The sequence below is a fragment of the Caldimonas taiwanensis NBRC 104434 genome (assembly GCF_001592165.1).
GTDB lineage: Bacteria > Pseudomonadota > Gammaproteobacteria > Burkholderiales > Burkholderiaceae_C > Caldimonas > Caldimonas manganoxidans.
The window spans coordinates 14,763-40,991 of record NZ_BCWK01000022.1; the positions used below are offsets into that span (position 1 = coordinate 14,763).

A 26,229-nucleotide genomic window follows, 5' to 3' on the forward strand; every position below is an offset into this window, starting at 1 on the left:
TTTGCAATCATGACCCGCATCCAGATCCCTCCCATCGACTTCCACGGCGGCCAGCAGGCCGTCATCACCCACCCGGCGCGCTTCAAGGTCATCAGCGCCGGTCGGCGCTTCGGCAAGACGCTGCTGGCGGTGGAGTGGCTGGCGCTCTTCGACGACGGCAGGAGCGCCATCGAGGGTGCGTCGGTCGCCTTCTTCGCGCCCACCTACAGGCTGTTGGCCGACGTGTGGGCGGACATGGAGCGCACCTTGAAGCCGGTGACGCGCAAGGCCAACCGCACCGAGCAGCGCATCGAACTCATCACCGGCGGCAAGATCGATTTTTGGACGCTGGAAGACCCAGATGCAGGCCGCGGGCGCAAGTACCACAAGATCGTGATCGACGAGGCCGCGCATGCGCGGTATCTGAAGGACGCCTGGGAGCAGGCCATCAGCCCAACGCTGACCGACTTCCGCGGGCAGGCGTGGTTCATCAGCACGCCGAAGGGCACGAACTACTTCCACGAGCTGTTCCGGCGCGGGCAGTCCGACGAGTGGCCGGAATGGGCAAGTTTCCACCTGCCGACCAGCGCCAACCCCTACATCAGCGCGGATGAGATCGAGGCCAAGCGCCGCGAGCTGCCCGCGCTGGTCTTCGCGCAGGAATACGAGGCGCAGTTTGTCACCTTCGGCGGCAACCTGATCCGCGCTGAGATGCTGGTGGATGCGCCTTGCCCGCCGCACCTGCCGGTGTGCCTGGGCGTGGACCTGGCCATCAGCAGCAAGGAAGGTGCGGACTTCACGGCGATTGCCGCCATGGCACGCGACCCTGAGACCGGCATCGTCTATGTCAAGGAAGTCGAGCGTGGGCGCTGGCAGTTCCACGAGGCCCAGCAGCGCATCAAGGCCGCCGCCGCGCGCCACAGGCCCAAGCTGATCGCGGTGGAGCAGACCCAATACCAGGCCGCGATGGTGCAGGAACTCTTGCGCACCACCACGCTGCCGGTGCGTGGCATCCGGCCCGAGCGCGACAAGGTGACGCGCTTTGCGCCGCTGCTGACGCGATTCGAGCAGCACCAGGTGCGGCTCGATCCGGCGGGCGTGCCATCCGCCGTGCGCGATGAGCTGCTGGCCTTCCCCGAAGGCGAGCACGATGACTGTGTGGACGCGGCGAGCTACGCCTTTGCGGCGTTTGGCATGGCCGTCGGCGGCTACGCCGCAGCAGGGACGAGGGTGTTCTGAGCCATGATCGCCGAGATCGCGCAGCTCATCGGTCCGACGGCCACGGCGCGGCTCATCGCCGCTTTCGGCGGGCGCGAGGTGCGCATGCCCATGCGCCACAGCGGCCGCACCTGGGATGCGCTGGTGGCCGCCGTGGGCGAGCGCGACGCCGCCACACTGTGCGAGTATTACCACGGCGCCGTGGTCTACATCGCCACCAGTGCGCGGGCGCACACCGAGTACAACCGGCGCCTGGCCGCGCAGATGCGAGCGCAGGGGAAGTCGTGGCGCGAGATCGCCCAGACCCTGACTCGGCCCCAAGGCTACACTGAGCGCGGCGTGCGCAAGCTGCTGGAAAAGCGCGGCTCGCCCGGCTGGGCCAGCCTGCCGCTGTTCGACGCGGCCGACGAGGCGGAATCCGTTCCTGCGGATTGACGGGCCGGCCGGCGGCACCATCGGCGCCATGGCCGAACGTCAACAACGCGCGATTGCACTGGGCTCCGCCGTCTCCATCGAACGGGCGCTGGCCCGCTTCGGGTGGCTGGGCGATGCTGACGATGTGCTGCAGCAACTGGGCATCGAGCGCACCCGGCTGCGCCGCATCGCTGACGACGACGAAGTGTCGGCGGCGCTGGAGACCCGCAAAGATGCCGCGCTCAACACCCCATGGCGCATCGAGCACGAGCAAGCGCGCGCGCGGCGTTTCTTCGAGGAGGCGGCCGCGCCTGCCGTGCCTGATCTGCTGGCCGCCGCGTGGGCTGCCACGCCCTACGGCTACAGCGTGTTCGAGGTCGTCTACCGGCCCCTGGAAGGCGGGCGCATCGGCATCGAGCGCATCATCGACTGCCCGTTCGAGTGGTTTTCCGTGAAACCGGACGGCACGCTCGTGTGGCGCGACACGCAGGAGGCGGCCGACCCGCGCAAGTTCTTTGCCGTGGTGCGCGACGGCTCGCTGCGCAAGCCCATGGGCGAGGCCTTGCTGGCCAAAGCGTACTGGCCCTGGTTCTTCCGCACGCACGGCTGGCGCTTCTGGGCCAAGTTCCTGGAGCAAGCGGCCGTGCCGCTGCTGTACGGCAAGACCATCAGCGACCGCCAGGCGATGCTGGAGATGCTGCGCACGCTCACCGGCGGGCCGGTGGCCGTGGTGGACCGGGAGGACGAGCTGGCCGCAGTGGACACGCCGGGCAACAGCCCGAACAAGTTCACCGAGTTCGAGACCGCCTGCACCCGGCGCATCCAGCGCCTGATCCTGGGGCAGACGCTCACCAGTGGCACCGACGGCGGCAGCGGCAACCGGGCGCTGGGGCAGGTGCACGACGAGGTGCGGCAGGAAAAGCGCCGCGCCGACATCAGGCTCATCACCGCCGCGGCCCAGCGGGTGCTGGATACGTTGGCCGCCCTCAATTCGCTCTCACCGCCGCGCTTCGTGATGGAGGATGACGCGGGCTTGCAGATGGAGCGCGCCACGCGCGACAAGACGCTCGTGGATGCCGGCATGCTGCGCTTCACGCGCCGCTACCTGGAGGAGAAGTACGGCCTGGAGCCCGACGACTTCGAGCAGGTGCAGGCGCAACAGGCCGACGTCGCAGACGCGCCCGCACCCGTGCCTGCATCGCCTCGCCTGGCCGCGTCCTTTGCCAGCCCGGACGCCCCGCACAAGCCTGACCGCAGGCGATTCACCGCCGGCCAGCAGGCCATCGAGGACGAGATCGAGCGCACGCTGGCCAGCATCCCCAGCCCCATCGAGGCCAGCGCGATCCGCTCGGCCATCCTGGGGGCGCAAAGCGTCGAGGATTTGCACGAGCGCCTGGCCGTGGCGCTGGCCGACGCCGACGACCGGGCTTTCCGCCGCGCGTTCGAGCAAGCGCTGTTTGCCGCCGAGATCATGGGCTACGCACATGCGCGCGCGGGCGGGGCAGGGGGCGGCGAGAGCGCCAGCCAGACGCAAGCCGCCGCTGTTCCGGCGGTCCACTTGAACGCGCCGATCACCATCCAGATGCCCGAGCCGCCCGCGCCCATCGTGCACGTGCAGGCTGCATCGGCGCCGGTGCCCGCGGTGCACGTCGAGCCGCCCGTGGTCCACGTGCAGGTGGCCGCGCCCGAGGTCACCGTGCAGGCCGAGGTGCCGCCCGCGCAGGTGGTCGTGGCGCATCCGTCCAAAGCCGTCCAGACCGTCGAGCGCGACCCCCAGACGCTCGAAGTCACCCGCACGATCACCACCTACGAGAAGGAATAAGCCATGGCCATCCAGTTCTCTGTCGCCGTTCGCAATGCCCGGCTCGATGCCATCGAGACGGCCATCGGCGCCTCGCCCATCATGCGCATCCGCACCGGCGCGGCGCCGGCGTCTTGCGCCACCGCCGACTCGGGCACGGTGCTGGCAACCCTCGACCTGCCCGCCGACTGGATGGCGGCTGCAGCCTCCGGCAGCAAGAGCATGTCCGGCACCTGGCAGGATACGTCTGCTGATGCCTCCGGCACGGCTGGACACTTCCGCATCTATGACGCCAGCGGCACCACCTGCCACCTGCAGGGCACCGTCACGGCCACCGGCGGCGGCGGGGATCTCCAGGTGGACAACGTGAACTTCGCCGTCGGCCAGAGCTTCACCGTCACGAGCTTCACGCTCACCGACGGCAACGCCTGAGTCTGCGCCATGGCCATCACCACGCTGGATCAGCTCATCGCGGCGATGCTGCCGCCGGCCACCATTGCCAAGGCGGCCACGCCGACGCTGGTGGCGGGGCGGCCTCACAGCCTGTTCTACCTGGCGGGCTCGCCCGGGGCGGCGGTGGCCCCCACGCCGGGCCTGGCCGGCGCGGCGCTCACCAGCTACGCCGGGCAGCTGCCGTTCCCGGCCGCCGTCTCCGGACGCAACGTGCACCTGGCGCGCTTGTCTGCGCAGGCCACCATCGCCGGGTCGCTGGTACTGTGCGACCGGCTGTGGCACAACTCGGGGCTGTCGCTGACCTCGACCGCCGCGCAGACCATCAACAGCGTGGCCTGGCCCGCGCGCGACGCCAACGGCGCGACGGACGGCGAGCGGGTGCTCATCGGCCTGGAGGTGACCAGCGCCACGGGCTCGGGCACGCCCGCCTTCTCGATGAGCTACACCAACAGTCAGGGCGCGGCCGGTCGAACCGGCACGGGGGTGCTCAACGGTGTGGCTTCGTCGCCCATCGGGGCGTTCTACCCGCTGGGCCTGGCCGCGGGAGACACCGGCGTGCGCTCGGTGCAGAGCTTCAGTCTGTCGGCCTCGTGGACCTCGGGGGCGGCCTCGCTGGTGGCCTACCGGGAGATCGCACGGCTGGAGCTGACCGCCGCCCACGTGCCATCGGCCATCGATGCGATCACCTCGGGCATGCCGCGCCTGTACGACGGCAGTGTGCCTTTCCTGCTGTTCATCCCGTCTGCGACGACGGCAAGCAACATCGTCGGCCAGGTCGTTTTCGCGCAGGGGTAAGCCATGACGACGGGCCGCACCCTGCGCGGCTGGCTGGCGGCTCGCCGGGTCAAAGACAGCCTGCTGCTGCGAAGCCGCATCGCTTGGGGCGACCGCGACGCTGCCGAGGCCGCCGTCTGGGGGCGCTGGTTCTTCGGCGAGCCGCCCCCGCCGCCCAGCGGCCCGTCCATCGTCCAGACAGCCGGCGCGGCCGTCTATGGCAGCATCATCAGCGCGACCTTCCCGGCGCCGGTGACGCCGGGAAACAGCATCGTCGTGCTGTTCGACAACGCCACCACCTACAACGCGCCGCCGGCCGGCTGCTCGGACGACCAGGGCAACACCTACACGCTGGATGCCACGCTCGGACCCGAACGGCACGGCTACGGTGACGACTACACGGTCTATGTCTATCGCGCTCAGGCCGTCACCAACGCAGTGCAGACCGTCGGGGTCGGCTTTGTCGGCGGTGTCTCGCATGCCGCCAACATCTACGCCTTCGAGATCAGCGGCCTTGCGGACGCGCCGCCGGCCGATACGTTCTCCGCCAGCCTGGTGGCCGGTGCAGGCGGGACCATCGGCTTGACGGCCGCTCAAGCCCGGTCCGTTTCGCTGGGCGCGGTGCGCACCGCCGGTGGCTACACCGTGACGCCCGATGGCGGAGCCAGTGTCATCGAGCCCTACGCGCCGCCGGTCTACGAGTTCGGCATCTGGCGCAACAACACTTCTTCCGGCGATGCCTCGCTGTCGTTCACTCTTTCTGCGTCAGCCACGAAGGCGCTGTTCGGGGTGCTGTACGAAGGGGCGGCTGCCGGCGGCGGCCCCATCCAGGGCGGCTTGTCATCGACGCTGACGGGCGCGTCAGCCTCGGCGAGCGCGGCGCTATCGATCCGGGCCCAGGGCGGCATGGGGCTGGCCATGCTCACGGCCTCGGCCGGCGCGAGCTTGTCCCTCCGGGCCACGGGCGCTGCGGCGCTGGGCCAGGCCACGCTGGCGGCCGCCGGCGAGCTGCAGGCCTCGGCCCTCAGCGGCTCGTTGTCGGCCACGCTGGGGCAGGCCTGGACCTCGGCCGCGGCAGCGCTAGATCTGCATGGCGCGCTGGGGGCTTCGGTGCTCGATCCCGCCGCGCTGTCCAGCACTGCGGCCCTGGCTGTGCGCGGGCAGGCGTCCGTCACGCTGTCGGCCGCCACGGCCTCGGGGTTGGGGACGCTGGCTGTGCGCGGGCAGCTCGCCGGTGTGCTGCAGGAGGCCTCGGCAGGCGCTTCGGGTTCGCTGCCCATCGGCGGCGATGGGGCGGGCACGCTTGGAGCCGCGGCGCTCGCTGCCCTTGGGCGCGTGCAGCTGGCCGCCACGCTGGCCGGGGCGCTCGAGCCCGTGCAGGCCGCGGCCGCCGGCGCGGCGGGCGTCACGGGCCAGGGCGTGGCCTCTTTGGAGGATGCGCTGGCGGCTGCCTTCGGCCGCCTGAGCCTGCGGGCCCAGGGCGGCGCGGCGCTGGCGCCCGCCGTGTCCGATGGCGAGGCTGCCTTGAGGCTGGCCGCGCAGATGAGCGCCGGGCAGCTTTCGGGCGCGTCCTGCGCAGCTGGTGCCCGGCTGGCCGTCCGCGCCCAGGGTGGCGATGGCGTGCTGGGTGAGGCGCTGTGCTCGGCCGAGGGTGTGGTGAGCGATCCGGGCCTGTCGCTGGCGGCCATCGAGGCCTTGGCCGCCGCAGTGTGGGCGCAGCCGCTGCCGCTGCCGGCCAGCCCGCCGCCCTACGTGCCCGGGCCGGGGACGCTGTCGGCCGCGGAGCTCGCCCGCGCGGTGCACGCCATCTGGGCCAGGACGCTGCCATGACGACGGGTGAGCGTCTGCGCGCGCTGGCCGGCCAGGACGGCACGGCCGCCGCCCTGCTGGCCCGGATCGGCGCAGGCGCCACCACGGGCGCGGCGCTGGTCAACTATTCAGGATTGCTGACAGGTTCGGCTGCCGAGCATCTGCTGGCCGAGCGCGCCGCCCAGTGGCCAGGAGGCACCTTCGGCTTTGGCTACGACACCGCGCGCCGCCGCCGCACGCGCCGCAAGCGCGACGAGGAACTGCTATGGCTGTGACCATCCCTTTCGACGCCCCGGCGTCCGCACAGATCGCCGAGGCCCGACGCCAGCGCGTGCTGCTGCCCGAGGGCTTCTACCGCCTGAGCGCCGAAAAGCGCGCACTGGCCTTCACGATCTCGGGCCTGGCTCGGCTCGATCAGGTGCAGGCCGCGGCCGACGCGCTGGCGCGCCACATCGCCGAGGGCGGCACGCTGGCCAGCTTCCAGCAGTGGGCCAAGACGCAGGACTGGCGCCTGCCCCGGCACCGGCTGGAGACGATCTACCGCAACGCCGTGCAGACGGCCTACAACGCCGGGCACTGGCGGCACATCGAGCAGACCAAGGTCACGCGACCGTTCCTGATGTTCGACGCGATCAACGACAGCCGCGTGCGGCCCTCGCATCTGGCGCTCGATGGCGTGATCCGGCCGGTGGACGATGCGTTCTGGGCCACGCATTCGCCACCCCTGGGGCACCGCTGCCGGTGCCGGCTGGTGAGCCTGAGCGCCGAGCAGGCCCGCGCGCGTGGCGGGGTGACGCAACAGCCGCCGGCAGAGGGGGCCGCCGATGCGGGATGGGGGGCGAAGCCGGCGGGGTGGGGGCTGACGCTGGGCCGGCTTGTGCGCGAGCGGCTGGCGGTGTGCGACGCGCAGCATGCGTTCGCGCGCGGCAAGCTCAAGGGCCAGGCGATCCAGTGCATCCCCGCGGCAACACAGGCCCTCATGCGGGCGCTTGCCGCCGAACATCAGGCCTCGCCATTGCCGCCGCCCAAGCCCGCGCCAGCCGGCGAGATCATCGAGCCGCAGCGCTTCAAGCAGGACGAGCTGTTCGATCTGTTCGTCGAGCGCTTCGAGCGCCGGCGCGCGACCTGGATGGACATCACCGGGATCGATCTGCAAGCCGACCGCGGCTTGTTTCTGAAGCAGAACGGCTCATGGAAGATCGGCAAGAACGAGCGCGCGCGCTACGTTCTGTTGATGGCCGATGCGCTCATGGACCCGGCGACCGTGCAGCTGATCGAACGCGATCATGCGCTGCCGGAGCTGGCCGTGCTGGGCGCCTATCGGGTGCGCGGGCGCGAGATCTTCGTCAAGCTGGCCTACCGTTGGACAGGCCAGGCCTGGGATGGGTGGTCGGCATTCGCGCCAGACGCGAAGCAGTGGGCCGGTTATGTCTCAGAGGGCGTGCCCATCTGGCGCAGAAGGTAAAAAACCCAGCGCGTCCGCACGCCTGGGTTCGTGGCCGGGTCTGGTTCGTTTGCGGAAACGTCGCCCCCGACAGACATCCACAGTATAGCGTGAATGCGACTACACAAGACCTGTACAACAAACGGGACGAACTTTTGCGGAGGACAGCTTGGGTTCGGTGGGTGGAGATGTGATGAGGGCCGGCGGTAACCCTCACCCCAAGACGTCACTCGAATGACGTTAATCCGCCCGCGTAAAGACGCCTTGTTACATGGCCGATTATAGCGCTGCAGATCGGATGGCGCCCCAGCCCGGCGCATAAGGTAAAAACCCAGCGCGCCCGCACGCCTGGGTTCGTGGCCCGGAGGGCGACTTGGGTTCGGTGGGTGGAGGCTCCCATCGCCAGGCGTGAACCCGTTCCCGCCGCCTCAGCCTGAGCGCATCGCCACCATGCGCGCATGCAGCCTCAGGCCCTCTCGATCACGTTTGCCGCCCGGGCCCAGCCCGATGCGCCGCGCCGGTTCTCCGGCGTGGCGTACTCCGGCGGGGTGATCCCGCACTATGGCTGGATGGGTGATGTGGCCATTGACCTGGCCACCCTGCAGAACGCTCAAGGCGAGGCGCTGCCCATCCTGGTCGACCACGACCAGCGCATCGACGCCATCGCGGGCCGCGGGCGCATCTTCAAGGCTACCGATGCCGAAGGCCTGCCCTTCCTGGCCGTCGAGGGCGAGATTTCTCAAGCGACCGAGGCGGGCCGCAAGGTCGCGGCCTTGTTCGCCGAAGGCCATCCGGTTCAGCTTTCGGTGGGCATGCACGCCAATGTGCGCGAGCTGACCGAGCCGGTCACCGTCAACGGCCGCTCGCTCAAGGTGGCTGCCCTCTTCGAAAACGCCGTCGTGCGTGAGGTTTCTTTCGTGGCGGTGGGCGCTGACCCCCACACCGAGGCACACGCCTTCGCTGCCGCCGCCCCCACCCCCCGCAAGGAGAACGCTCCCATGAGTGATGACAAGCCGACCGTGGAGGCGCTCCAGGCCCGCATTGCGGAGCTGGAAGCGCAGATCGAAGCCGCGCGCATCGAGCGGCGAAAGGCAGACCTCGCCGCCGTGTTCGAGGCTGTGGGCCGGGACGTGCCGCAGGACGTGCAGCCCTACCTGGGCATGAGCGATGCGGCTTTCGCCGCCTTCGCAGCCGACCTCAAGGCGGTGGCCAAGCCCGCGCGGGATGCGGCGCTGTTCTCGGCGCACAGCCTGAGCAAGGCCGGCCAGGGCGGGGCGCCGCAGGATGACGCGCGCGCGCGGCTGGATGCGCTCATGAGCGCCGTCAAGCAGATCACCGCGTAAGGAGAGGCCGTCATGCCAACCATGCAAGCCACCGAGGGCCAGTTCCTCAAGTACGAAGCGCCGCAGGGCTACAGCCGCGAGGACGTGACCGTGGCCAGCGGCCAGAACCTCGCCGCCGGTCAGGTGGTGGGGCGCATCACCGCCAGCGGCCATATCGCCGCGTTCACGCCCGGGGCCTCTGACGGCACGCAAAACGCCGTGGGCGTGCTGCTGGCCGCTGTGGATGCGACCGCTGCCGCGCGCCCGGGCGTGATCGTCGCCCGCCACGCGATCGTGGTGGAGCGCGACAACCTCGTGTGGGGCGGCAGCCCCACCAACGCGCAGAAAGACGCCGCCATCGCGCAACTGAAGGCGCTGGGCATCCTGGCGCGCAAGACGGTGTAAGGAGCCATCGCCATGCTGATCAACGACTTCACCAATGCCGAGCTGACGGCGGCCATCAATGCGTTCCCCGTGCAGTGGGGGCGCATCGGCCAGATGAACCTCTTTCCTACGCGCGGCGTGCCTTCGCGCTCGGTGATCATCGAAGAGGCTTCCGGCACGCTCGCGGTGCTGCCCTCGCACGAGTGGGGCGGCGAGGGCACCACGGCCAGCAAGATCAACCGCCGCACGGTGGCCTTTGCGATCAAGCAGACGGTGCACGAGGACACGATCCTGCCGGGCGACATTCAGGACGTGCGCGGCTTCGGCATCGAGGGCCTGAACACGGTGGCTTCCGAAGTGGCCCGCCGCCTGCAGCGCATGCGCGCCAAGCACGACATCACGCTGGAGTGGAAGCGCATGGGCGCGCTCAAGGGGCAGGTGACCAACGGTGACGGCTCAGTGATCGCCGACCTGTTCCAGGCATTCGGCGTGACCCAGGTCTCGGTGAACTTCGAGCTGGGCAATGCGTCCACCAGCGTGCTGAGCAAGTGCGCGCAGGTCATCAACCAGATCGAGGACAACCTCAAGGGCGACACGATGACGGGCGTGACCGCGCTGGTCTCACCCGAGTTCTACAGCGCCTTGGTGGAGCATCCGAAGGTGCAGGACGCCTACAAGTTCCACAGCGAGGCCGCGGCGCGGCTCGGGCAGGACATGCGCGCCGGGTTCCCGTTCGGCGGCATCACCTTCGTCGAGTACCGCGCCACGGTCTCTGGCAACCGGCTGATCGCCGCCAACCAGGGCCACGCCTTCCCGGTGGGCACGGTGGACACCTTCGCCACCTACTTTGCGCCGGCCGACTTCAACGAGACGGTCAACACCGTGGGCCTGCCCTTCTACATGAAGCAGTGGGAGCGCGAAGGCGGCCGCGGCATTGTGCTGCACTCGCAGTGCAACAGCCTGCCGCTGTGCCACCAGCCCGCGGTGCTGGTGCGTCTGACCAATACCTGATGGTGGCGATCATGCGCGTGCGCATCATCCAGACCGTACAGCTGGGCGGCCAGACGCTCAATGCGGGGGTCGAGTGTGATCTCCCGCAGGCACTGGCCGAGGACTGGGTGGCCGGCGGTATCGCTCAGGCCCAGCCGGAAGCCGCGCCGGCCGCTGAGGGCGAGGCCCAGCCCGAAGCCGCGCCGGCCAAGCCCAGCCGCAAGAAGGGGTGATGCGTCATGCCCATCCTCACGCGCGCCGAGCTGGAGACGCGCCTGGGCGCCGAGGCGGTGGAGCAGCTCACCGACCTCGAAAACCTCGGGGAAGTCAACGCCGCTCGGGTGCAGGCCGCGCTGGCCGACGCTGAGGCCGAAGTGATGGGCTATGTGCGCGCGGCCACCACCGCGCCGCTGCCCGACCCCGCCCCCGAGACGCTCAAGCGGCTGGTGGCGATCGTCGCGCACTACAACTTGTGGCGGCGCGGTCCCGGCGTGACCGAGAGCAGCATGGTCTATGTGGCCTACAAGGATGCGCTGGTGCAGCTGCGCGACATCGCCGCAGGACGCATCGCCTTGTTCCAAGACGCGGTGGATGCTGCTGTCCCTGGCGGTGCCGCGGCCTGGGCGCCGCCGCGGCTGCTCACCGATGCGGCGCTGGCAAGGATGCTGCCATGATCGATGTGACCATCGATGACCAGCAGGTCCGCGCAGCGCTGTCGCGCCTGAGCGAGCGCGTGGACGATCTGCGGCCCGTCTTGTCCGACATCGGGCAGGAGCTGGTCACGCGCATCGTCGGCACCTTCGAGCGCGAGGCCGACCCCTGGGGCAAGCCCTGGCAGCCGCATGCGCAATCCACCCGGCGAGCGCGCGCGCGCCGCGCGGCAGGGGGCAAAACCGGCACCAAGCGCTATCAGCGTGCGCTGTTCGGCGCGATGCGCTTGCTGCAAGACACCGGTGCGCTGCGCTCGAGCATCGAGGTGCAAAGCGTGAGCCCCGACCAGGTGACCGTGGGTTCGCGCATGGCCTATGCGGCCGTCCATCAGTTCGGCGGCGGCCGCTCACGGGTGCCCGCCCGCGCATTCTTCCCAGTGCGCGATGGACGCGCCGACCTGCCCGCTTCATGGGCGCAGGCGATCATGGACATCGCTCAGCGCCACCTGCAGGAGGCGCTGTGATGCTCGAGGTCGAAGCGCTCATCCGGCAACGGCTTGTGGCCACGGTGCCCGACCTGGTGGGCGTGCACAGCGCGGCGGCGCTGGGCATCGACGATGTGGGCGGCAAGAAGCTGCCGGCGGCTTTCGTGGTCAACGACGGCTACCGCGTGCTGGAGGTCACCTCCCACGGGGCGGCCGCCCGCATCGCCGCGCGCTGGCTGGTCATCGTGGTCGTGCGCGCCTTCGCGCAGGCCGCCAGCGGCGAGCGCTCCCGTGCAGACGCCGGGCCCTTGGTGATGGAGTGCCTGCGCGCGCTCATGGGCTGGCAGCCGCGGGTGGGCGTGCAAGCCTTGCAGCCGGTGACGCCGCCGGCGCCGGTGTACCAAGACGGCATCTTGCTGTACCCGCTGGCCTTCGAGGCGGCCATGGCCGTGCAACGAAGGGGCGACGCATGAAAGTCGAGCTGCTGGCCGACCACACCCACGCCGGGCGGCGCTACCCGAGCGGCCAGGTGCTCGATCTGCCGGATGAGCAGGCGCGGTGGCTGATCGGCCTGGGCGCGGCCAAGGCGCTCCAAACCCAAGACGGCCGGGCCGATGCACCACAGCGGCCTGCCAAACCCAAGAACACCACCCGCAAAGGAGAGTGAACGATGCCGTACTTTTCTGGACAAGGCCGCGTCTATGTGGGCGCGCGTGACGCCAATGGCAACCCGCAGGCCATGCGCTGGCTGGGCAATGTGCCCGAGCTCAAGGTCTCGCTCAACGTCGAGACGATCGAGCACAAGGAGAGCTACTCCGGCCAGCGTCTGACCGACTTGCAACTCATCAAGGGCAAGGACGGGGAGTTTTCCTGCGCGGTGGAGGACTTTAGCATCGAGAACCTGGAGCTCACGCTGTACGGGCAGACCAGCGCGGTGAGCTCCGGCACCGTCACCAGCGAGGCGCTGCCCTCCGGCGCGGTGGCTGGCGGCATCTACCTGCTGGCCCACCAGTTCGTGTCCTCGGTGACGGTGCGCGATTCGGCCACTACGCCGGCCACGCTCACCGAGGGCACCCACTACCGGGTGCACGCCGAGCAAGGCGCGATCGAGCTGTTGAACGTGACGGGGTTCACCCAGCCCTTCCGGGTGGACTATTCCCACGGCGCGGCCCGCAGTCTGGCGATGTTCAAGTCCGGCCAGCCCGAGGTGTGGCTGCGCTTCGACGGGCTGAACACCGCCGACAGCAACCGCCGCGTGATCGTGGACCTGTACCGCGTGGCGCTCAACCCGAGCAAGGACTTCTCGCTCATCGGCGATGAGCTTCAGAAGTTCGAGCTCTCGGGCCGCGTGCTGGCCGACGTGACCAAGAGCGACACGGGGCCGCTGGGCCTGTTCGGCCGGGTGATCCAAGCCACGGTGTGAGGACGCGCGCATGAGCAATTTCGACCCGCGCGGCATCTGCATCGAGCCGATCAAGGTGCGCGACCTGCCGCGCTTTTTGCGCGCGGTGGAGCCCATCGCTGCGGACCTGGCGGCCGGGGACATCGCCGGCGCGTTGATCCGCCATGCTGAGGCGCTGATCGAGGCCACGGCCATTGGCGCCGGCGTGGACCGTGCCTGGCTGGAGGATCAGACGCCCGACGTGCTGGCCGATCTCGTCGCCCGCGTGCTGGAGGTCAACGGCGATTTTTTCGTCCGCCGCGTGCTGCCGCAGGTGACGGCCGCCGCCGAGCGGCTCAGCCGCATCGCCTCTGGTGGCACGAGTGGGTCGCCCGGCTCGTCGGCGCAGGATTCGGCTACCGCGACGTGATGGCGATGCCCTGGACGCAGGCGCGGGATTTCGCCGAGGCAGCGGCCAGGCTCGACCGGGAGCGGCTCCTGCGCGCGGCCACAGCCTTCCGCGCGGCGCAGGCGGATGAGAAGGGATGGAAGGAATGGGTCAGGGATGTGAGTCAAAAAAGCTGATGACCGTGGCAATGGCCAGCACGATCCACAGCGCAACAAGCACGCCCAACAGCGTGCCCGCCCAGGCGTTGCCGGCCAGCATCCAGATGATGGCCAGCACGATGCCCCAAAAGGCGGTGACGAGCGCGTCTTTCATGGAGTGACATGATGGCTGCCGGCGATCTTTCCGTCAAGCTGCGCATCCTGCTTTCCGAGGAAGGTGCTGCGCAGAAAATCGCGCGTGTGGGTTCCTCCTTGGTGGGCCTGCGGCGCGAGGTGGACCGGCTCGCCGACTCGAGCCGCAACGTCCGGCAGCGTCTTGGCGATGGCATGGACTCTATATCGCGCCAGCTCGGGCGCATCCAGGCGCTTGCCTTGGCCATTGGCGGGCTGCTCCAGGGCGCCGGTATGGTGGGCGGCATCGCCCGCACGGCCGCCGAGTTCGAGTCGCTGGAGGCGGCCATGCGTACCGTCTTCGGCTCGGCAGCGGCCGCCTCCAGCGAGTTGGCTCAACTGCGAGCCGAATCCGAGCGCCTGGGCGTGCCGCTGGAGACGCTGGCGCGCGCCTGGCTGTCCTTCGCCGCCGCGGCGCGCGGCACGGCGCTGGAGGGCCAGCAGGCACGCGAAGTGTTCACGGCGCTCGCCGAAGCCTCCACCGTGCTTGGGCTTTCGCAGGATCAGCTACAGGGCGCGCTCTTCGCTGTGCAGCAGATGATCAGCAAAGGCACGGTCTCGAGCGAGGAGCTTCGCCAGCAACTGGGCGAACGGCTCTATGGCGCCATGCAAATCGCGGCGCGCTCGCTGGGCATCACGACGCAGGCGTTTTCTGACCTGCTCGAGCGCGGCATGATTCCTGCCGACCGTTTCCTGCCGGCTTTTGCGCGGCAACTGCGGCAGGAATTCGGCCAGGGCGTGGCGGATGCCAGCAACACGGCACGCGCGGCCTTCGCCCGGCTGGAGAACGCGCTACTCGAGCTCAAGCTGGAATTCGCCCGCTCTGGCTTCATGGAGGCGCTGGTCGATGCCGCCAGGCAGTTGACCGCCGCCTTCCAGGATCAGGGCTTTCGCCAGTCGGTGCGCGAGTTCGGCGCCTTGATCGGGCAGCTTACGCGTTTTGTGGTCGAGCATGGCGACAAGCTCGTTGTGCTGGGTGGCGTGCTGACGGGAGCACGGCTCGGCGCAGGAGCAGGCCGGCTGTTTGGCCCCAAGGGTGCGGCAATCGGCGCGGGCATCGGCGCGGTGGCAGGGGGCTTGGGCGCCGCCTCGCTCCTGCCGGAAGACACCGCCTCCGGCGAAGACAAAAAGCGAGTCATGGATGTGGAGGCCGCCGTTGCCCGGCTCAAGCGCCGCATCGAGGAGACGAAACGAGCCGCCGCGGCCGGGCTCATCAAGCCGGAGGCGGCCCGGGCCAGTATCGCCGCCGACGAGCAAACCCTCGCGCGACTGACCGCCAAGCCAAATTCCGAGACGGCGCCGCCCGGTGCGCCGTCGGAGTTTGGCCGCGAGCTGATGCGCAGACAATGGGATGACTACCTCAAGCAGTTCCGCGACAAATCCCGGCAGCTCGAGGACGCGCTGGCGGCGCTGCGCGAGAAGGCCAAGGCCGCGGGCATCAGCGAAATGAGTCAGGAGTTCAAGCGCGCCGAGGCGGCCATCCGCGCGAAGTTCACAGAGGATACGGCCGCGGCGAGGTTCACTGCTGCCAAGGACGCCGCCGAGGCCGAGCTCGCCCTCCTCAAAAGCGGCCTTGCGCGCGCCCAGGCCGCTTATGAAGCGGCGCTCGAGGATCGGCTGATTTCGATCCGGGACTTCTACGCCGCCAAGACGGCGATCGAAACGAGCGAGATCGACGCCGAGATCGCCAGGACGCGGCAGATGCTGGCCGAGCAGCAGCGGCTGGCGTCCTCTGGCAAGACGGAGGCAGAGCGCATTCGCGCCAAGGGCGAGGCGGCCAGGCTCGAAGCGGAGCTCATCACGCTCAACAACAAGCGCGCCGACATCGAGCAGGCCAATGCCCGCAAGGCCGCGCAGGCCGAGCGCGAACTGGCCGATGCGCTACAAGCCGCGCGCGAGGAACTCGCCCAGCTCACCGGCACCGACACGGCGCAAGACCGGCGTGCCGCGATCGAGCGCAGCTACCGCGACTTGCGCGCACGCCTGGCGGCCGAGAACGACGCCGCGGGCACCTCGCTGATCGACCGGCTGATCGATGTGAAAGCCGCGCAGGCCAATCTGGCGGCGCTCGAAGTCCAATGGCGGCTCGTCACCGAGCGGCTGCGCAATGCCCAGGAGGCCATCCAGACCCAGAGCCAAGCGGGGCTGCTCACCGAAGCCCAGGCCCGGCAGCAGATCGTGGCCTTGCAGCAGCAGTCGGCGGCCGAGATGCAGCGTCTCTTGCCCGCGATGCAGCAGGCCGCGCAGGCCATCGGCCCGGAGGCGGTCATCCGCGTGGCGGCCTTCCGCAACGAGCTGGAGCGCACGCGGCTCGTGACCGACGAACTCGCGCCGGTGTGGAACCGCATCGGCGAGGGCTTCGGCCAGGCGGTGCAGGGGATCGTCAGCGGCGCGCAATCCCTGCGCGAGGCGCTCGCCAACATCTTCCGCAGCATTGCCGAGGCCTTCCTGCAGCAGATGGTGATCCAGCCCTTCCAGCAGTGGGTGGCGATGCAGGCGCGCATGCTCGCGGTCAAGCTTGGCTTCGTACAGCAAGAAGCGGCCCTCGAACAAGCGGCGGCCGCCCAGTCGGTGGCCACCAAGCAGGCCGAGACGGCGGCCAAGGTCAGCGCCAACGCGGCCGAGGCCGGCGCAGGCGCGGCCGCCTCGCAGGCCGCCATTCCCGTGGTCGGCCCGGGGCTGGCCATCGCGGCGATGGCGGCGATGGTGGCCGCCGTCATGGCGCTCTTGGGCAACATCAAGAAGTTCGCCGCCGGCGGCTACGTCACCGGCCCCGGCACTGCAACCAGCGATTCCATCCCCGCGCGGCTGTCGGCCGGCGAGTACGTGGTGCGCGCAGCCGCCGTGCAGCGCGTGGGCGTGGCGTTTCTGGATGCGATCAACGGTCTGCGCACGCCGCCGGCCTGGGACGGGCAGCGCCTGGCCTTTGCCGCCGGCGGCCTGGTGCCTGCCATGCAGGTGGCACCTGCCGCGCCGCAGGTCCACAACGCCGTGCGCATCGTCAACGCCATCGACCCAGGCGTCACCCACGACCACCTGCAGACGCCTGCTGGCGAGCGGGTGATCCTCAACATCATCGGGCGCAACGCGCGCGCGGTGCGCTCAGCGCTTCAAGGATGACCACACCATGGCCTTGCTCTTCATCGACGGCTTCGACCACTACGACCCGCAGGCGCTGGATTCCTTCGGCGAGCCGTGGCTTGCCCGCGGCAAGGCGGCGTATCTCTCGCCGCAGGCCACGCGCATCCCCGGCCGGCGGCCCTCTTCCTACGCCTTGCGACTGCCGGCAGGGCCCGGTGGCGGCTACGTCAAGAACCTGCCGTCCGTCCGCTCGGCGTTGATCGTCGGCGCGGCCGTGCGCGTAGCGCCGTTCAGCAACACGGGCGAGCTACCCGTTCTGATGGGCGTGCGCGACACCGCAGCGAACATGACCCATGCCGTGGGCATCGATGCGGACGGGCGGCTCAGGGCCTTGCAGTCCAGAAATGGAGATTGGTTTTTGACGCTGGCGCGCTCGGTGGCCACGGCCGCCGCGCGTGGGTGGCACTACATCGAGATGCGACTGGTGCAAAGCGACTACTCCGGCGTGTTCGAAGTCCGCCTCAATGGTGTGAGCGTCATCACCCTATACGCGCTCAATACCCTGAATGGTGCCAACGGTCTGATCACCGTGTTTCTCGGGCCTCCTCCCGGCCAAGAGACCGCCGTGACAATCGACGTGGACGATCTCTACATCGCCGACACCACTGGGACGATCAACAACACCTTTCTGGGCGACGTGCGGGTGGACGTGTTGCAAGCCCAGGCCCAGGGCACGCAGGCGCAGTGGTCGGTCTTGCCCTCAGGTCTTCAAGCGTGGCAGGCCGTCAGCGATGGTGATGACGCCACCGCCATCACGGCGTCCACCGTGGGCATGCGGCACAGCTTTGATATGGCCGCGTTGCCGGTGATGGCTTCGCCAGCGGTGCATGGGGTGCAGGTGACGATGCTTGCTCGCAAGACGGATGCGGGCAACGGCCGCGTTCGCGGTCTGGTCATCAGCGGCGCGCAGTCGGCCGTCAGCGCCGACATCGTGCTGGAAGAGCAACTCGCCTGGCACACCGCCATGTTCGAGCTCAACCCGAACGGCAACGTGCAGTGGACGGAGGGCACGCTCAACGCGGCCGAGTTCGGCGTGGAGGCGGCGTGACGCGGCAGGTCTCGCACGAGCTGACGGAGGCCGCCTCCCGGCCCTCTCCAGGCCGTGCCGTGGCTCAAGTTGGCGCCGAGACGCTGGCGCGGCCGTCGTCCGCCGGCCTTGAGGCCGCAGGTGTGACCGCCGAGACAGCCGCATCGCCGGGACAGCCGCCGGTCCATGCCGTGGCTGTGCACGTCGAGGCCGCATCGCTGCCGCAGCCCGTGCGCAGTACGGTCGCGTTGCTGGTGGAAGTGCTGCGCCGCGAGACGGCGGCCGCCGACGTCAGAACCTCGGCCATCGAGGCGCTGGGGCAAGCGCCGTGGCCGCAGGCGCAGCGCGCAGTCTTCGCCTTCCGGCACGACTGGGCCTCCCCGCTGGTGGAGCGGCTGGAGTGGAGCTCCTCGGTCGTGCGCACCGCCAGCGGCGGCGAGCTGCGCAGCGCGCGGCGGTTCGCGCCGCGCCGCGTCATGCGCTACAACGTCGGGCACGGCAGCGCCCATGATGCGCTGGTGGCCGACTGGATCGCCGACCACCTGGGCGTGCTCACCTGGTGGCCGCTGCCGCAATATGCCGTGGCCTTGGACGCTGCCGCGCCGGCCGGCGCCATGGCGATCGAGGCCACCGGCATCCCCGATGCCGCTTTCGTGCCGGCGCAGTACCAGCCGCAGCTCGACGATGGCGGCCTGTTCTGGGACACCGGGGACGGCCAGCGTCGGGCCCTGGCCGTCGATGGCGAGCACTGGCAGGTGCTGGCACTGGCCGATGTGCAGGACAGCCGCTTTTGGCTGGCCGAGCCGCTGGCGCGGATGCTTCGCCCCGGAGCTCTCGTCATGCCGTTGGTACAGGGGGTGGCCGATGCTGGCGGCGAGATGGCGCTGTGGCGACCGGGTGTGGCCGGCGGGACGGTGACAGCCCGGGTGGCCTTCGATGCGCCCCCGCTTCCGGAGGACATGCCGGCCGATCCGATCCTGGAGGCGCTGCCTGTGTGGCCTGATGCGAACTGGCGCGACGACCCTGGCGCGACAGGCAGTGGCGAGCTCACGCTCATCGACCGCTCGCCAGCCGAGCCATGGGTCCGCCGTGACGACCCTTGGCCCACGACGACACTGCAGCGCCGCTACCTGGCCTGCGGCCGCGAGCAAATCACGCACTGGCGCGCCCGTCTGTACCGGATGCAAGGCCGCGTGGGCGAGTGCTGGGCGCCCGATGGCCTGGCGCCGGTGCTGCGCGTTACTGCGGCCGCCGGGGTGGACGACGGCTATTTGCGCGTCAGCGGCGCGGGCGCGCAGGCGTACTGGCACCGGGCCGCCGGGGCCGTGATTCTGCACCCGGACGGCAGCCGTCAGCATGTGTTGACCGGTGTGTACCACCACGACCAAGGCGGCGTCCTCGTGCTGCGCAGCGGGCTGGCCCAGCCGGTGCCCGCAGGCAGCCGCATCGTGCGGCTCGTGCGCTGCCGGCTCGACCATGACGCGGTGGACTTCAACTGGCACACCCCTGCGCTGGTCGAGCTCACCTTGACGCTGCGCGTCTTGCCGCCGCAGCGCGGAATGACCTATGAGGAAGACTACGGCGGTGGTGGCGGCGAAGAACCGCCACCCTCCTGAGGAGGCAAACGATGCACGAAGTCGAGCTGTACGATTTTTCCGGCGGGGTAGGAGAGTTCCACCTGACGCCTCACGAGGTCACCGTGGAGATGGGCGGAAGCACCTTTGAGCCCTGCCAGATCGAGCGCAACGCGCTGGCCCTGGGCGCGGAAGCCGCCAAGGCAGCGCTCGATCTGAAGCTGCCGCCCGATCACGCGCTCGTGCGCCATCTGCTGCAAGCGGCCACGCGCGGGGAGATCACCAGCGTCGTGTTGCGCACGGCGAGCCGATCGTCGCCATCGAGTACGAGCTGGATGCTGGGCGGTGTCCGCTGGATGGGCCGCGTGCTCGGGGTGGAGGTGGCCGACGAGGCCGCCCGCATCCGCTGCGAGCCCGCCCAGGTGAGCCTGAAGCGCATTGGCCTGCGGCGCTTGTACAGCCGCTCGTGCTCGCACGTGCTGTACTCCCAGGCCTGCGGCGCCTCGCCGGTGTCGGCATCGGCCATCGTGGAGGACGTCAGCGACCGCCTTGTCTACCTGGACACCATGCCGCCAGCCGTGGACGGGGCGCTTGCCGGCGGCTGGCTTGAAACCGCCTCCGGCGCACGCCACATGATCGTGCGCGTGTCAGCGCCGCAAGTCGAGCTGCTCTATCCCGCCGACTTGCAGCCGGGCGATCCGGTGCTTCTGGTGGCCGGGTGCGACCACAGCATGCAAACCTGCCAGTCGCGCTTCAACAACCTCGACAACTACGGCGGCTTCCCCTTCATCCCCATCAAGAACCCGTTCTCGACGGGTGTCTTCTGACAGGAGCGCAGCATCCCATGTGGTACCTGGTCGTCATCGTCGTGGCGGCGCTGGTGTCGGCGGCGCTCGCCCCCAAACCGCCCGTGCCCAAACCCGCCGAACTGTCCGACCTCGACGCGCCCACCGCGGAAGAGGGCCGGCCGATTCCCGTGGTCTTCGGCGCGGTGCTGCTGCGCGGGGCCAATGTCGTGTGGTACGGCGACCTGGAGGCCGAGCCGATCAAGAAGAAGGGCGGCAAGAAGTGAACGAGGACGTGACCGTCACCATCGACCACGTGCGCGCCGCGGGTCTGTGCGTGCCCGGCACGCGCACCTGGTTCGCGCGCCAGGGCCTGGACTTCCGAGCCTTCCTCACCCAGGGGCTGCCCGCGTCCGTCCTGTTGGCCACGGGCGATGCGATGGCGGCTCGCGTGGTCGAGGTCGCCCGGCAAGGCCATGAGGAGCAGCGCTGATGGGCGGGCGCCGCAAGAAGCAGACCGTCGGCTACCGCTACCGCGCCGGGATGCACCTGGTGCTGTGCCAGGGGCCGGTGGATGCGGTGCAGGAGATTCAGATCGGTGACCGCACCGCCTGGGGCGATGCGAGCCGCGCGCCAGTGCTCACGGTGGGTGGCCTGGGGCGAGTACGCCTCGATGCGCCCACGCTGTTCGGCGGCGACGAACGCGAAGGCGGCGTGGTGGGCGACCTCGACGTGCTTTCCGGCGCGGCCACGCAGGCCCGCAACGACTACCTGATGGGGCAGCTCGGGGCCAACATCCCGGCCTTTCGCGGGGTGTTGTCGATCGTGGCGCGCAAGATCCTGTTCGCCGCCAACAATCCCTACCTCAAGCCCTGGGCGGTGCGGGTGCGGCGCTTCACGGAAGGCTGGCATGGCAATGCGCCGTGGATGGCATCTCTCGCCCAGGTACGCGGTTGGGATGATGAGGCCGCAGTAGAGGTCCTGGTCGGAATGAACCCGGCGCACATCCTGGTGCAGTGCCTCACCGATCCCCACTGGGGCATGGGCTACCCCATGAGTGCCCTGGGCTCCAGCTTCGAAGATGCGGCCGTGCAACTCATGGAGGAGGAATTCGGGCTGAACTTCCTCTGGACGCGCCAGCAGCCCATCGAGAGCTTCATCGCCCAGGTGCTCGACCACATCGGTGGCATCCTCTACCTCGATCCCTATACGGGGCTCTTCGAACTCAAGCTGCTGCGCGACGACTACACGTCCGGCAGTCTGCCGCGCATCGGCCCCGACGAGATCGTGCGCATCGAGCGCTTCGAGCGCGCGCAGTGGGGGGAACTCCCCAACGAGATCACCGTGGTCTACACCGACTGGGCCACGGGCAAGGAAGCCACGGTGTCGGTGCAAAACCTCGCCGCGATCCAGTTGCAAGGTGGCGTCATCAACCAGCGGCGCGACTACCCCGGCGTCAACTGGGGGCCGCTGGCCGCGCGCTTGGCCTTGCGCGACCTGCGGGCGCTGGGCTCGCCGCTGGCGCGCATGAGCCTGACCGTCGCCCCTGCCGCCTTCGAGCGGCCGCCCCTGCCGGGCGACGTGTTCCTGATGCGCTGGCCGCGCCTGGGCATCGAGCGGATGGTGGTGCGCGTCACCGGCATCGACACCGGAGCGCTGGGCGCGGCCGAATGGCGCATCGAGGCGGTCGAGGACGTCTTCGGCATGGGCTGGTCCGTGCTCAGCGCCCCGCCGTCGCCCATCGACGCGCCGCCTCAAGGCGCGCTGCCGCCCGCCCTGGTGCTGGCGGTGGAGGTGCCGTATTGGGAACTGGCCCGACGCCTGAGCCGGGCCGATCTGGATTACCTCACCGACACGGACACCTACGTGGGGGCCCTGGCCTGTGCGGGCGGCCCGGGGCAGTTGAACTGGCAGCTGGCCACCGGCGCATCCAGCAGCGACCTCACCGCCGTGGTGGGCGAGGACTACGCGCCGCTGCTGACGCTCGATGCCGCCTTGCCGGCCAGCGAAGCCGATGCGCTCACCGTGCCGGTGACGGCCCTGGCCCAGCCCGAGCGCCTCGCGGTCGGCGACTACGCCTACCTGGTCGATGCGGCAGGCCAGATCCGCGAGGCGGTGGCCATCCTCGCCTTCGATCCCACCGCGGGCACGGTCGATCTCGCCCGCGGGGTGCTCGACACCACGCCGCAAGCCCATCCGGCCAGCACGCGGCTGGTGGGCGTGGGCGAGTGGCTGGCCGCCGAGACGCAAGAGCGTGCGCCGGGCGAGTCGGTCTTCGTCGCCGCCATCCCGCACACGGCCAGCGCCGAAGGGGATGCGGTGCTGGCCGCCAACGGCCAGCCGCTGGTGCTCAGCGGCCGCCAGGCGCGGCCGTATCCACCGGGGCGAGTGCGGCTCAACGGCCAGCGCGAGCCTGCCGTGGTCGCCGGTGACTTGACCCTCACCTGGGCACACCGCGACCGCATCCAGCAGACCGCTTACATGGTCAAGCAAGACGAGGGCGACATCGGTCCCGAGCCCGGCACCACCTACACCGTGCGCCTGCGTGATCGCGACGGCCTGCTGGTGCGCACCCAAAGCGGCCTCACCGGCAACACCTGGACCTGGGACGTGGCCAGCGCTGCGGCAGATGCGGGCAGCGCCGGCGATACCGTCACCATCGGGATCGAGGCCGAACGCGACGGGCTGAGCAGCTGGCAGGCGCAGCTGCGCACTGTCGAGCGTGCCGGCTACGGCCTGCGCTACGGTCAATATTACGGAGGTATCTGATGGCAAGCACGGATCCGAATCTTGGACTCACCTACGGCTGGACGCTGGGCGAAAGCGGCTGGCATACCGGCATGGACGCCAACCTCAAGCGCCTGGGCGCCGTCGTGGGCCTGTCGGTGACGAGCCGCACCGTGACCACGCCACCCGCCAGCCCCATGGACGGTGAGCGCTACATCGTGCCGGCCGGTGCCACCGGCGAGTGGGCCGGCAGGACCGACCAGATCGCCGTGCGCATTGGCGGGGCCTGGGAGTACCACGTCCCGCAGGTCGGCTGGGTCTGCTACATCGCCGCCGAGGACCGGCTTGCTGTGTACAAGACGACCGGCTGGAGTGCCGGCGTGACGGTGTGAGGTTTCCGATGGCAGGCATTTCAACGACGGCGGCGTCCACCTTGGCCACAGGCACCGCCGCCGCGGTGCCCACTGTGGCCGCCGCTGCGGGCCGCCCCCCAGAGGAGGTGATCCTGTGGGCCTTCCTGGGCAGCCTGGTCGCCGTCTACCTCGACCGCAGCCGGGACACCACCCTGTCCATGCGCTGGGCGGCCTCGACGGCTGGGCTGGTGCTCGTGAGTGTGCTCAGCGGCATCGTGGGCAGCGCCCTGGTGCTGCAGCTCGCCCCCGCCTGGCCGTGGACGGCGCCGCTGGCGCTCATCGAGCGCTGGGTGCTGGCCTTTGCGATTGCCGCGCTCATTCACAAGGCCGGCCCGCTGCTCTGGGCCATCGTGCGGCGAATCGCAGCAACGAAAGGAGCAAGCGATGATGGCCGTGCTGCTTGATGTGATTCTGCTGGCCAGCAGCGCCATCGTGCTGTTGGCATCGCTATGGATCTTACGGCGCGCGGCCCGCGGCGAGGTGTCGGTGCGCACGGTCGTCGCCGCGCTGCTCGGCTTCGCAGCGGCGCGCGCTATCTCTCTGGTTTGGAGCGCCGCGGGCGACCCTCAGCCCGCGTTGGTCTCGGCCATGGGCGGGGCGGCGGTGTGGATCGTCCATGTCGCATGGCAGCACCTGCGATCGCCGACGACGCCGCGGCGCCGCGCCACCGACTTGGCGGCCAGGTCGAGGTGAGCCACATGCGCATGATTCCCGTTGTGCTGTTCGCCTGGGTTGCGGCATCGGCTCAGACAATCGACTGCCTGCCCCGCCCGGTGGGCAGTGGTACGGCGCTGCACGTCTCGCAGCGCGACGGCATGACGGCGCTGGTCTGGTGGTGCGACAAGGCCACGCACTGGGCGCCGCAGACCGTGGTGGGCACGATGGGGGTGGCACAGATGGCGCAGGCCGCGACCTCGCTGTCGGCCGCCGACGACCCGCTCGGGTTCGCCCGCGAGATGCTGGCGGCCAGCTCATCCCCTCTGAGCGATGCCCTGGCGGCTTTCCGCATCGAGGCCTACTGGGACCATGCCCATCACAAGCCGGCCGATCCGGTCTTCGTGGTTGCCGCCAATGCCGGTCGACCAACCCGGCCGGCCTATGCCGTGGCCGATGGGGTGCGCACGACACGTCAGGACGGCACGGCGCAGGTGGGATCGACCTGCGCATGCCGCCGGCAGGCATTCATTGAGGGCCGAACCGTCTACTGTGCATTCGACACCACGCCTCGGGTGGCAGTGTGCTCCCGCCAGCCATGACACGCCACCCCGACATCGACATGGCGCGCCCGGTGGCCCTGCGCATTGCGGTGTGCTCGCGCATGGTCGAGGACGAGCCCGAGCGGGGCCTGCCGCGCCACATCGTCGAGGCCATGCGCCGGCGCATCCGGGTGGAGATCGAGGAGGCCGTGCGCATGCACGACGAGGTTTTCCGGCTCAGACCCTACAAGGGGGCGAGACCATGAAAGTCGAGCAGTACATTGATGAACTGATCCGCCGTGAGGGCGGCTACGTCGATCACCCGGCCGACCGTGGCGGGCCGACGAACTGGGGCATCACCGAGCAGGTCGCCCGGGCCTACGGTTACGGTGGCCGCATGCAGGACATGCCGCAGAGCGTGGCTCGGCAGATCTACCTGGAGCGGTACTGGACGCAGCCGCGGTTCCACTTGGTCAACGATTTGAGCGCAGCGGTGGCCGAGGAGCTGCTCGACACCGGCGTCAACATGGGCACCGGCGTGGCCGTGCGCTTCTTGCAGCGCGCGCTCAACGTGCTCAACCTTGAGGGCCGTATCTACCCGGATATCGCGGTGGACGGCGCGATCGGGCGCATGACGCTGGCGGCCCTTCAGGCGTACCTGGCGCATCGTGGCAAGGACGGCCACGTGGTGCTGCTGCGCGCGCTCAACGCCCAGCAGGGGGCGCGGTACATCGAGATCGCGGAGGGCCGGCCCAGCCAAGAGGCGTTCTTGCATGGCTGGTTCCTGCACCGGGTGGCCTGAGATGGTGCCGCTGCCCGCCTGGCTCTCCGCTCGCATGGCCGCAGGCCTGGCACTGCTGTTGCTGGGTCTGGCCGGCGGTGTGCTGATGGCCCGCTGGCACTACGCACCGCGCCTCGAAGCCGCCGAGCTGCGCACCCAGGCCCTGGGCGATCTGCTGCGCGAACAGGCCAAGGGGGTGCAGGCGATCAAGGACGAGAGCGCCCGCCGTGTGGCCGAAGCCGCAGCGGCGCTGGAGCGCGCCCGAGCCGAGGCGCGGCGTCACCGCTCCGAGGCCGAGCGCATTCTCACGCGGCCGCAGCCGCCCGATCTCGATGCATGCACCGCAGCATGCCGACTGATCGATACCGAGGTGCGGCCATGAGGATCCTGGGGGTCGTGCTGGCCATGGGCCTGGCCGGCTGCGGCACCAGACTGCCGCAGCGCGTCGAGATGCCTGTGCCTGTGCCGTGCATCCGCTCCGACCAGGTGCCGCAGCGGCCCGTGCTGGCCACCGACACCCTCAAGCCCGATGCCAGCGTGTACGACAAGGCCCGGGCGGCCCTGGCGGAGCGGCAGCAGCTCAGGGGGTATGTGGCGGAGCTGGAGGCCGTAATCATGGGGTGCTCAGGTGTGCCCAATACCTTCTAACGGGCGCCTGGAAACCCGCATGAATACGTGGCCTTGTTTGCGCCCGCCCGTTAGAAAAACTCGGCTGCAACCCGCATGAATCCTCGTTTGAACCG

At 69.8% G+C, this 26,229-nt stretch carries 34 protein-coding genes; 33 read left to right on the forward strand and 1 reads right to left on the reverse strand.

The window, feature by feature from the left end; genetic code table 11:
* Positions 1–9: 9 nt before the first annotated feature.
* From terL to CTA01S_RS14290, 18 genes are all read left to right on the forward strand, one after another.
* Complete coding sequence (gene terL / locus CTA01S_RS14205) at positions 10–1,218, forward strand: phage terminase large subunit (protein WP_062196499.1); 1,209 nt, start codon at positions 10–12, stop codon at positions 1,216–1,218.
* A 3-nt stretch (positions 1,219–1,221) separates the two neighbouring features.
* Positions 1,222–1,632, forward strand: a complete 411-nt coding sequence (locus CTA01S_RS14210; RefSeq protein WP_062196501.1) for a hypothetical protein — start codon at positions 1,222–1,224, stop codon at positions 1,630–1,632.
* A 28-nt stretch (positions 1,633–1,660) separates the two neighbouring features.
* A complete protein-coding gene (locus CTA01S_RS14215; RefSeq protein ID WP_062196504.1) occupies positions 1,661–3,433 on the forward strand; it encodes a phage portal protein family protein in 1,773 nt (590 codons plus the stop codon).
* A 3-nt stretch (positions 3,434–3,436) separates the two neighbouring features.
* Positions 3,437–3,844, forward strand: coding sequence for a hypothetical protein (locus tag CTA01S_RS14220; protein WP_062196507.1), 408 nt, complete (start codon positions 3,437–3,439; stop codon positions 3,842–3,844).
* A 9-nt stretch (positions 3,845–3,853) separates the two neighbouring features.
* The gene (locus tag CTA01S_RS14225) at positions 3,854–4,660 is read left to right on the forward strand and encodes a hypothetical protein (protein WP_062196509.1); all 807 of its coding nucleotides are present in this window, start codon (positions 3,854–3,856) and stop codon (positions 4,658–4,660) included.
* 3 nt (positions 4,661–4,663) lie between these two features.
* Positions 4,664–6,469 carry a hypothetical protein gene (locus CTA01S_RS14230; protein WP_062196511.1) on the forward strand — a complete coding sequence of 602 codons (1,806 nt, stop codon included), beginning with the start codon at positions 4,664–4,666 and terminating at the stop codon, positions 6,467–6,469.
* Positions 6,466–6,723 carry a hypothetical protein gene (locus CTA01S_RS14235; RefSeq protein WP_062196514.1) on the forward strand — a complete coding sequence of 86 codons (258 nt, stop codon included), beginning with the start codon at positions 6,466–6,468 and terminating at the stop codon, positions 6,721–6,723. Before CTA01S_RS14230 ends, CTA01S_RS14235 begins: the two co-directional genes overlap by 4 nt.
* The gene (locus CTA01S_RS14240) at positions 6,714–7,913 is read left to right on the forward strand and encodes a phage minor head protein (protein ID WP_062196517.1); all 1,200 of its coding nucleotides are present in this window, start codon (positions 6,714–6,716) and stop codon (positions 7,911–7,913) included. The genes CTA01S_RS14235 and CTA01S_RS14240 overlap by 10 nt, the downstream gene beginning before the upstream one ends.
* Before the next feature lie 509 nt (positions 7,914–8,422).
* The gene (locus tag CTA01S_RS14245; protein ID WP_157451379.1) at positions 8,423–9,235 is read left to right on the forward strand and encodes a hypothetical protein; all 813 of its coding nucleotides are present in this window, start codon (positions 8,423–8,425) and stop codon (positions 9,233–9,235) included.
* Between the two features lie 12 nt (positions 9,236–9,247).
* A complete protein-coding gene (locus CTA01S_RS14250) occupies positions 9,248–9,619 on the forward strand; it encodes a head decoration protein (RefSeq protein ID WP_062196523.1) in 372 nt (123 codons plus the stop codon).
* Positions 9,620–9,631: 12 nt separating this feature from the next.
* A complete protein-coding gene (locus tag CTA01S_RS14255) occupies positions 9,632–10,609 on the forward strand; it encodes a major capsid protein (RefSeq protein WP_062196525.1) in 978 nt (325 codons plus the stop codon).
* A gap of 11 nt (positions 10,610–10,620) precedes the next feature.
* Complete coding sequence (locus CTA01S_RS14260; RefSeq protein ID WP_157451380.1) at positions 10,621–10,821, forward strand: hypothetical protein; 201 nt, start codon at positions 10,621–10,623, stop codon at positions 10,819–10,821.
* Positions 10,822–10,827: 6 nt separating this feature from the next.
* Positions 10,828–11,262 (forward strand): DUF1320 domain-containing protein, encoded by a 435-nt coding sequence (locus CTA01S_RS14265; RefSeq protein ID WP_062196530.1) that lies wholly within the window; start codon positions 10,828–10,830, stop codon positions 11,260–11,262.
* Complete coding sequence (locus tag CTA01S_RS14270) at positions 11,259–11,762, forward strand: phage virion morphogenesis protein (RefSeq protein WP_062196532.1); 504 nt, start codon at positions 11,259–11,261, stop codon at positions 11,760–11,762. Before CTA01S_RS14265 ends, CTA01S_RS14270 begins: the two co-directional genes overlap by 4 nt.
* Positions 11,762–12,196: a phage tail terminator protein gene (locus tag CTA01S_RS14275; protein WP_157451381.1), complete on the forward strand. Its 435-nt coding sequence runs from the start codon at positions 11,762–11,764 to the stop codon at positions 12,194–12,196. Before CTA01S_RS14270 ends, CTA01S_RS14275 begins: the two co-directional genes overlap by 1 nt.
* Positions 12,193–12,390 carry a DUF7210 family protein gene (locus CTA01S_RS14280; protein ID WP_062196538.1) on the forward strand — a complete coding sequence of 66 codons (198 nt, stop codon included), beginning with the start codon at positions 12,193–12,195 and terminating at the stop codon, positions 12,388–12,390. Before CTA01S_RS14275 ends, CTA01S_RS14280 begins: the two co-directional genes overlap by 4 nt.
* A gap of 3 nt (positions 12,391–12,393) precedes the next feature.
* A complete protein-coding gene (locus tag CTA01S_RS14285) occupies positions 12,394–13,146 on the forward strand; it encodes a phage tail tube protein (RefSeq protein WP_062196540.1) in 753 nt (250 codons plus the stop codon).
* A gap of 10 nt (positions 13,147–13,156) precedes the next feature.
* A complete protein-coding gene (locus tag CTA01S_RS14290; protein WP_062196542.1) occupies positions 13,157–13,534 on the forward strand; it encodes a DUF6631 family protein in 378 nt (125 codons plus the stop codon).
* Positions 13,535–13,663: 129 nt separating this feature from the next.
* Here CTA01S_RS14290 and CTA01S_RS16660 read toward each other — a convergent pair whose 3' ends face one another.
* Positions 13,664–13,825 (reverse strand): hypothetical protein, encoded by a 162-nt coding sequence (locus CTA01S_RS16660; RefSeq protein ID WP_157451382.1) that lies wholly within the window; start codon positions 13,823–13,825, stop codon positions 13,664–13,666.
* Positions 13,826–13,833: 8 nt separating this feature from the next.
* On the opposite strand from CTA01S_RS16660, the gene CTA01S_RS14295 reads away from it, so the two are divergent.
* The 15 genes from CTA01S_RS14295 to CTA01S_RS14365 all read left to right on the forward strand — a co-directional run bounded on the left by CTA01S_RS14295 (position 13,834) and on the right by CTA01S_RS14365 (position 26,134).
* On the forward strand, positions 13,834–16,962 hold the full coding sequence (locus tag CTA01S_RS14295) for a tape measure protein (RefSeq protein WP_084362451.1): 3,129 nt from the start codon (positions 13,834–13,836) through the stop codon (positions 16,960–16,962).
* Between the two features lie 7 nt (positions 16,963–16,969).
* Entirely contained in the window at positions 16,970–18,031 is a 1,062-nt protein-coding gene (locus CTA01S_RS14300) for a hypothetical protein (RefSeq protein ID WP_062196544.1), read from the forward strand.
* A gap of 122 nt (positions 18,032–18,153) precedes the next feature.
* A complete protein-coding gene (locus tag CTA01S_RS14305) occupies positions 18,154–19,626 on the forward strand; it encodes a hypothetical protein (protein WP_232301076.1) in 1,473 nt (490 codons plus the stop codon).
* 11 nt (positions 19,627–19,637) lie between these two features.
* Positions 19,638–20,411, forward strand: coding sequence for a phage BR0599 family protein (locus tag CTA01S_RS14310; protein ID WP_232301077.1), 774 nt, complete (start codon positions 19,638–19,640; stop codon positions 20,409–20,411).
* Between the two features lie 17 nt (positions 20,412–20,428).
* On the forward strand, positions 20,429–20,656 hold the full coding sequence (locus CTA01S_RS14315; RefSeq protein ID WP_062196551.1) for a hypothetical protein: 228 nt from the start codon (positions 20,429–20,431) through the stop codon (positions 20,654–20,656).
* Positions 20,653–20,862, forward strand: a complete 210-nt coding sequence (locus CTA01S_RS14320; protein ID WP_062196553.1) for a hypothetical protein — start codon at positions 20,653–20,655, stop codon at positions 20,860–20,862. Before CTA01S_RS14315 ends, CTA01S_RS14320 begins: the two co-directional genes overlap by 4 nt.
* A complete protein-coding gene (locus CTA01S_RS14325) occupies positions 20,862–23,138 on the forward strand; it encodes a phage tail protein (RefSeq protein ID WP_062196555.1) in 2,277 nt (758 codons plus the stop codon). Before CTA01S_RS14320 ends, CTA01S_RS14325 begins: the two co-directional genes overlap by 1 nt.
* Entirely contained in the window at positions 23,138–23,488 is a 351-nt protein-coding gene (locus CTA01S_RS14330; protein ID WP_062196558.1) for a DUF2793 domain-containing protein, read from the forward strand. The genes CTA01S_RS14325 and CTA01S_RS14330 overlap by 1 nt, the downstream gene beginning before the upstream one ends.
* A gap of 8 nt (positions 23,489–23,496) precedes the next feature.
* Positions 23,497–23,913, forward strand: coding sequence for a hypothetical protein (locus CTA01S_RS14335; RefSeq protein ID WP_062196561.1), 417 nt, complete (start codon positions 23,497–23,499; stop codon positions 23,911–23,913).
* Positions 23,894–24,202, forward strand: coding sequence for a hypothetical protein (locus CTA01S_RS14340; RefSeq protein ID WP_062196564.1), 309 nt, complete (start codon positions 23,894–23,896; stop codon positions 24,200–24,202). Before CTA01S_RS14335 ends, CTA01S_RS14340 begins: the two co-directional genes overlap by 20 nt.
* Before the next feature lie 5 nt (positions 24,203–24,207).
* Positions 24,208–24,765 (forward strand): hypothetical protein, encoded by a 558-nt coding sequence (locus CTA01S_RS14345; RefSeq protein ID WP_157451383.1) that lies wholly within the window; start codon positions 24,208–24,210, stop codon positions 24,763–24,765.
* Positions 24,762–24,971, forward strand: coding sequence for a hypothetical protein (locus tag CTA01S_RS14350; protein WP_157451384.1), 210 nt, complete (start codon positions 24,762–24,764; stop codon positions 24,969–24,971). Before CTA01S_RS14345 ends, CTA01S_RS14350 begins: the two co-directional genes overlap by 4 nt.
* On the forward strand, positions 24,968–25,507 hold the full coding sequence (locus tag CTA01S_RS14355; protein WP_062196571.1) for a glycoside hydrolase family 108 protein: 540 nt from the start codon (positions 24,968–24,970) through the stop codon (positions 25,505–25,507). The genes CTA01S_RS14350 and CTA01S_RS14355 overlap by 4 nt, the downstream gene beginning before the upstream one ends.
* Positions 25,479–25,868: a hypothetical protein gene (locus CTA01S_RS14360; RefSeq protein WP_157451385.1), complete on the forward strand. Its 390-nt coding sequence runs from the start codon at positions 25,479–25,481 to the stop codon at positions 25,866–25,868. The genes CTA01S_RS14355 and CTA01S_RS14360 overlap by 29 nt, the downstream gene beginning before the upstream one ends.
* Positions 25,865–26,134 carry a hypothetical protein gene (locus tag CTA01S_RS14365; RefSeq protein WP_062196575.1) on the forward strand — a complete coding sequence of 90 codons (270 nt, stop codon included), beginning with the start codon at positions 25,865–25,867 and terminating at the stop codon, positions 26,132–26,134. Before CTA01S_RS14360 ends, CTA01S_RS14365 begins: the two co-directional genes overlap by 4 nt.
* Positions 26,135–26,229: the final 95 nt, after the last annotated feature.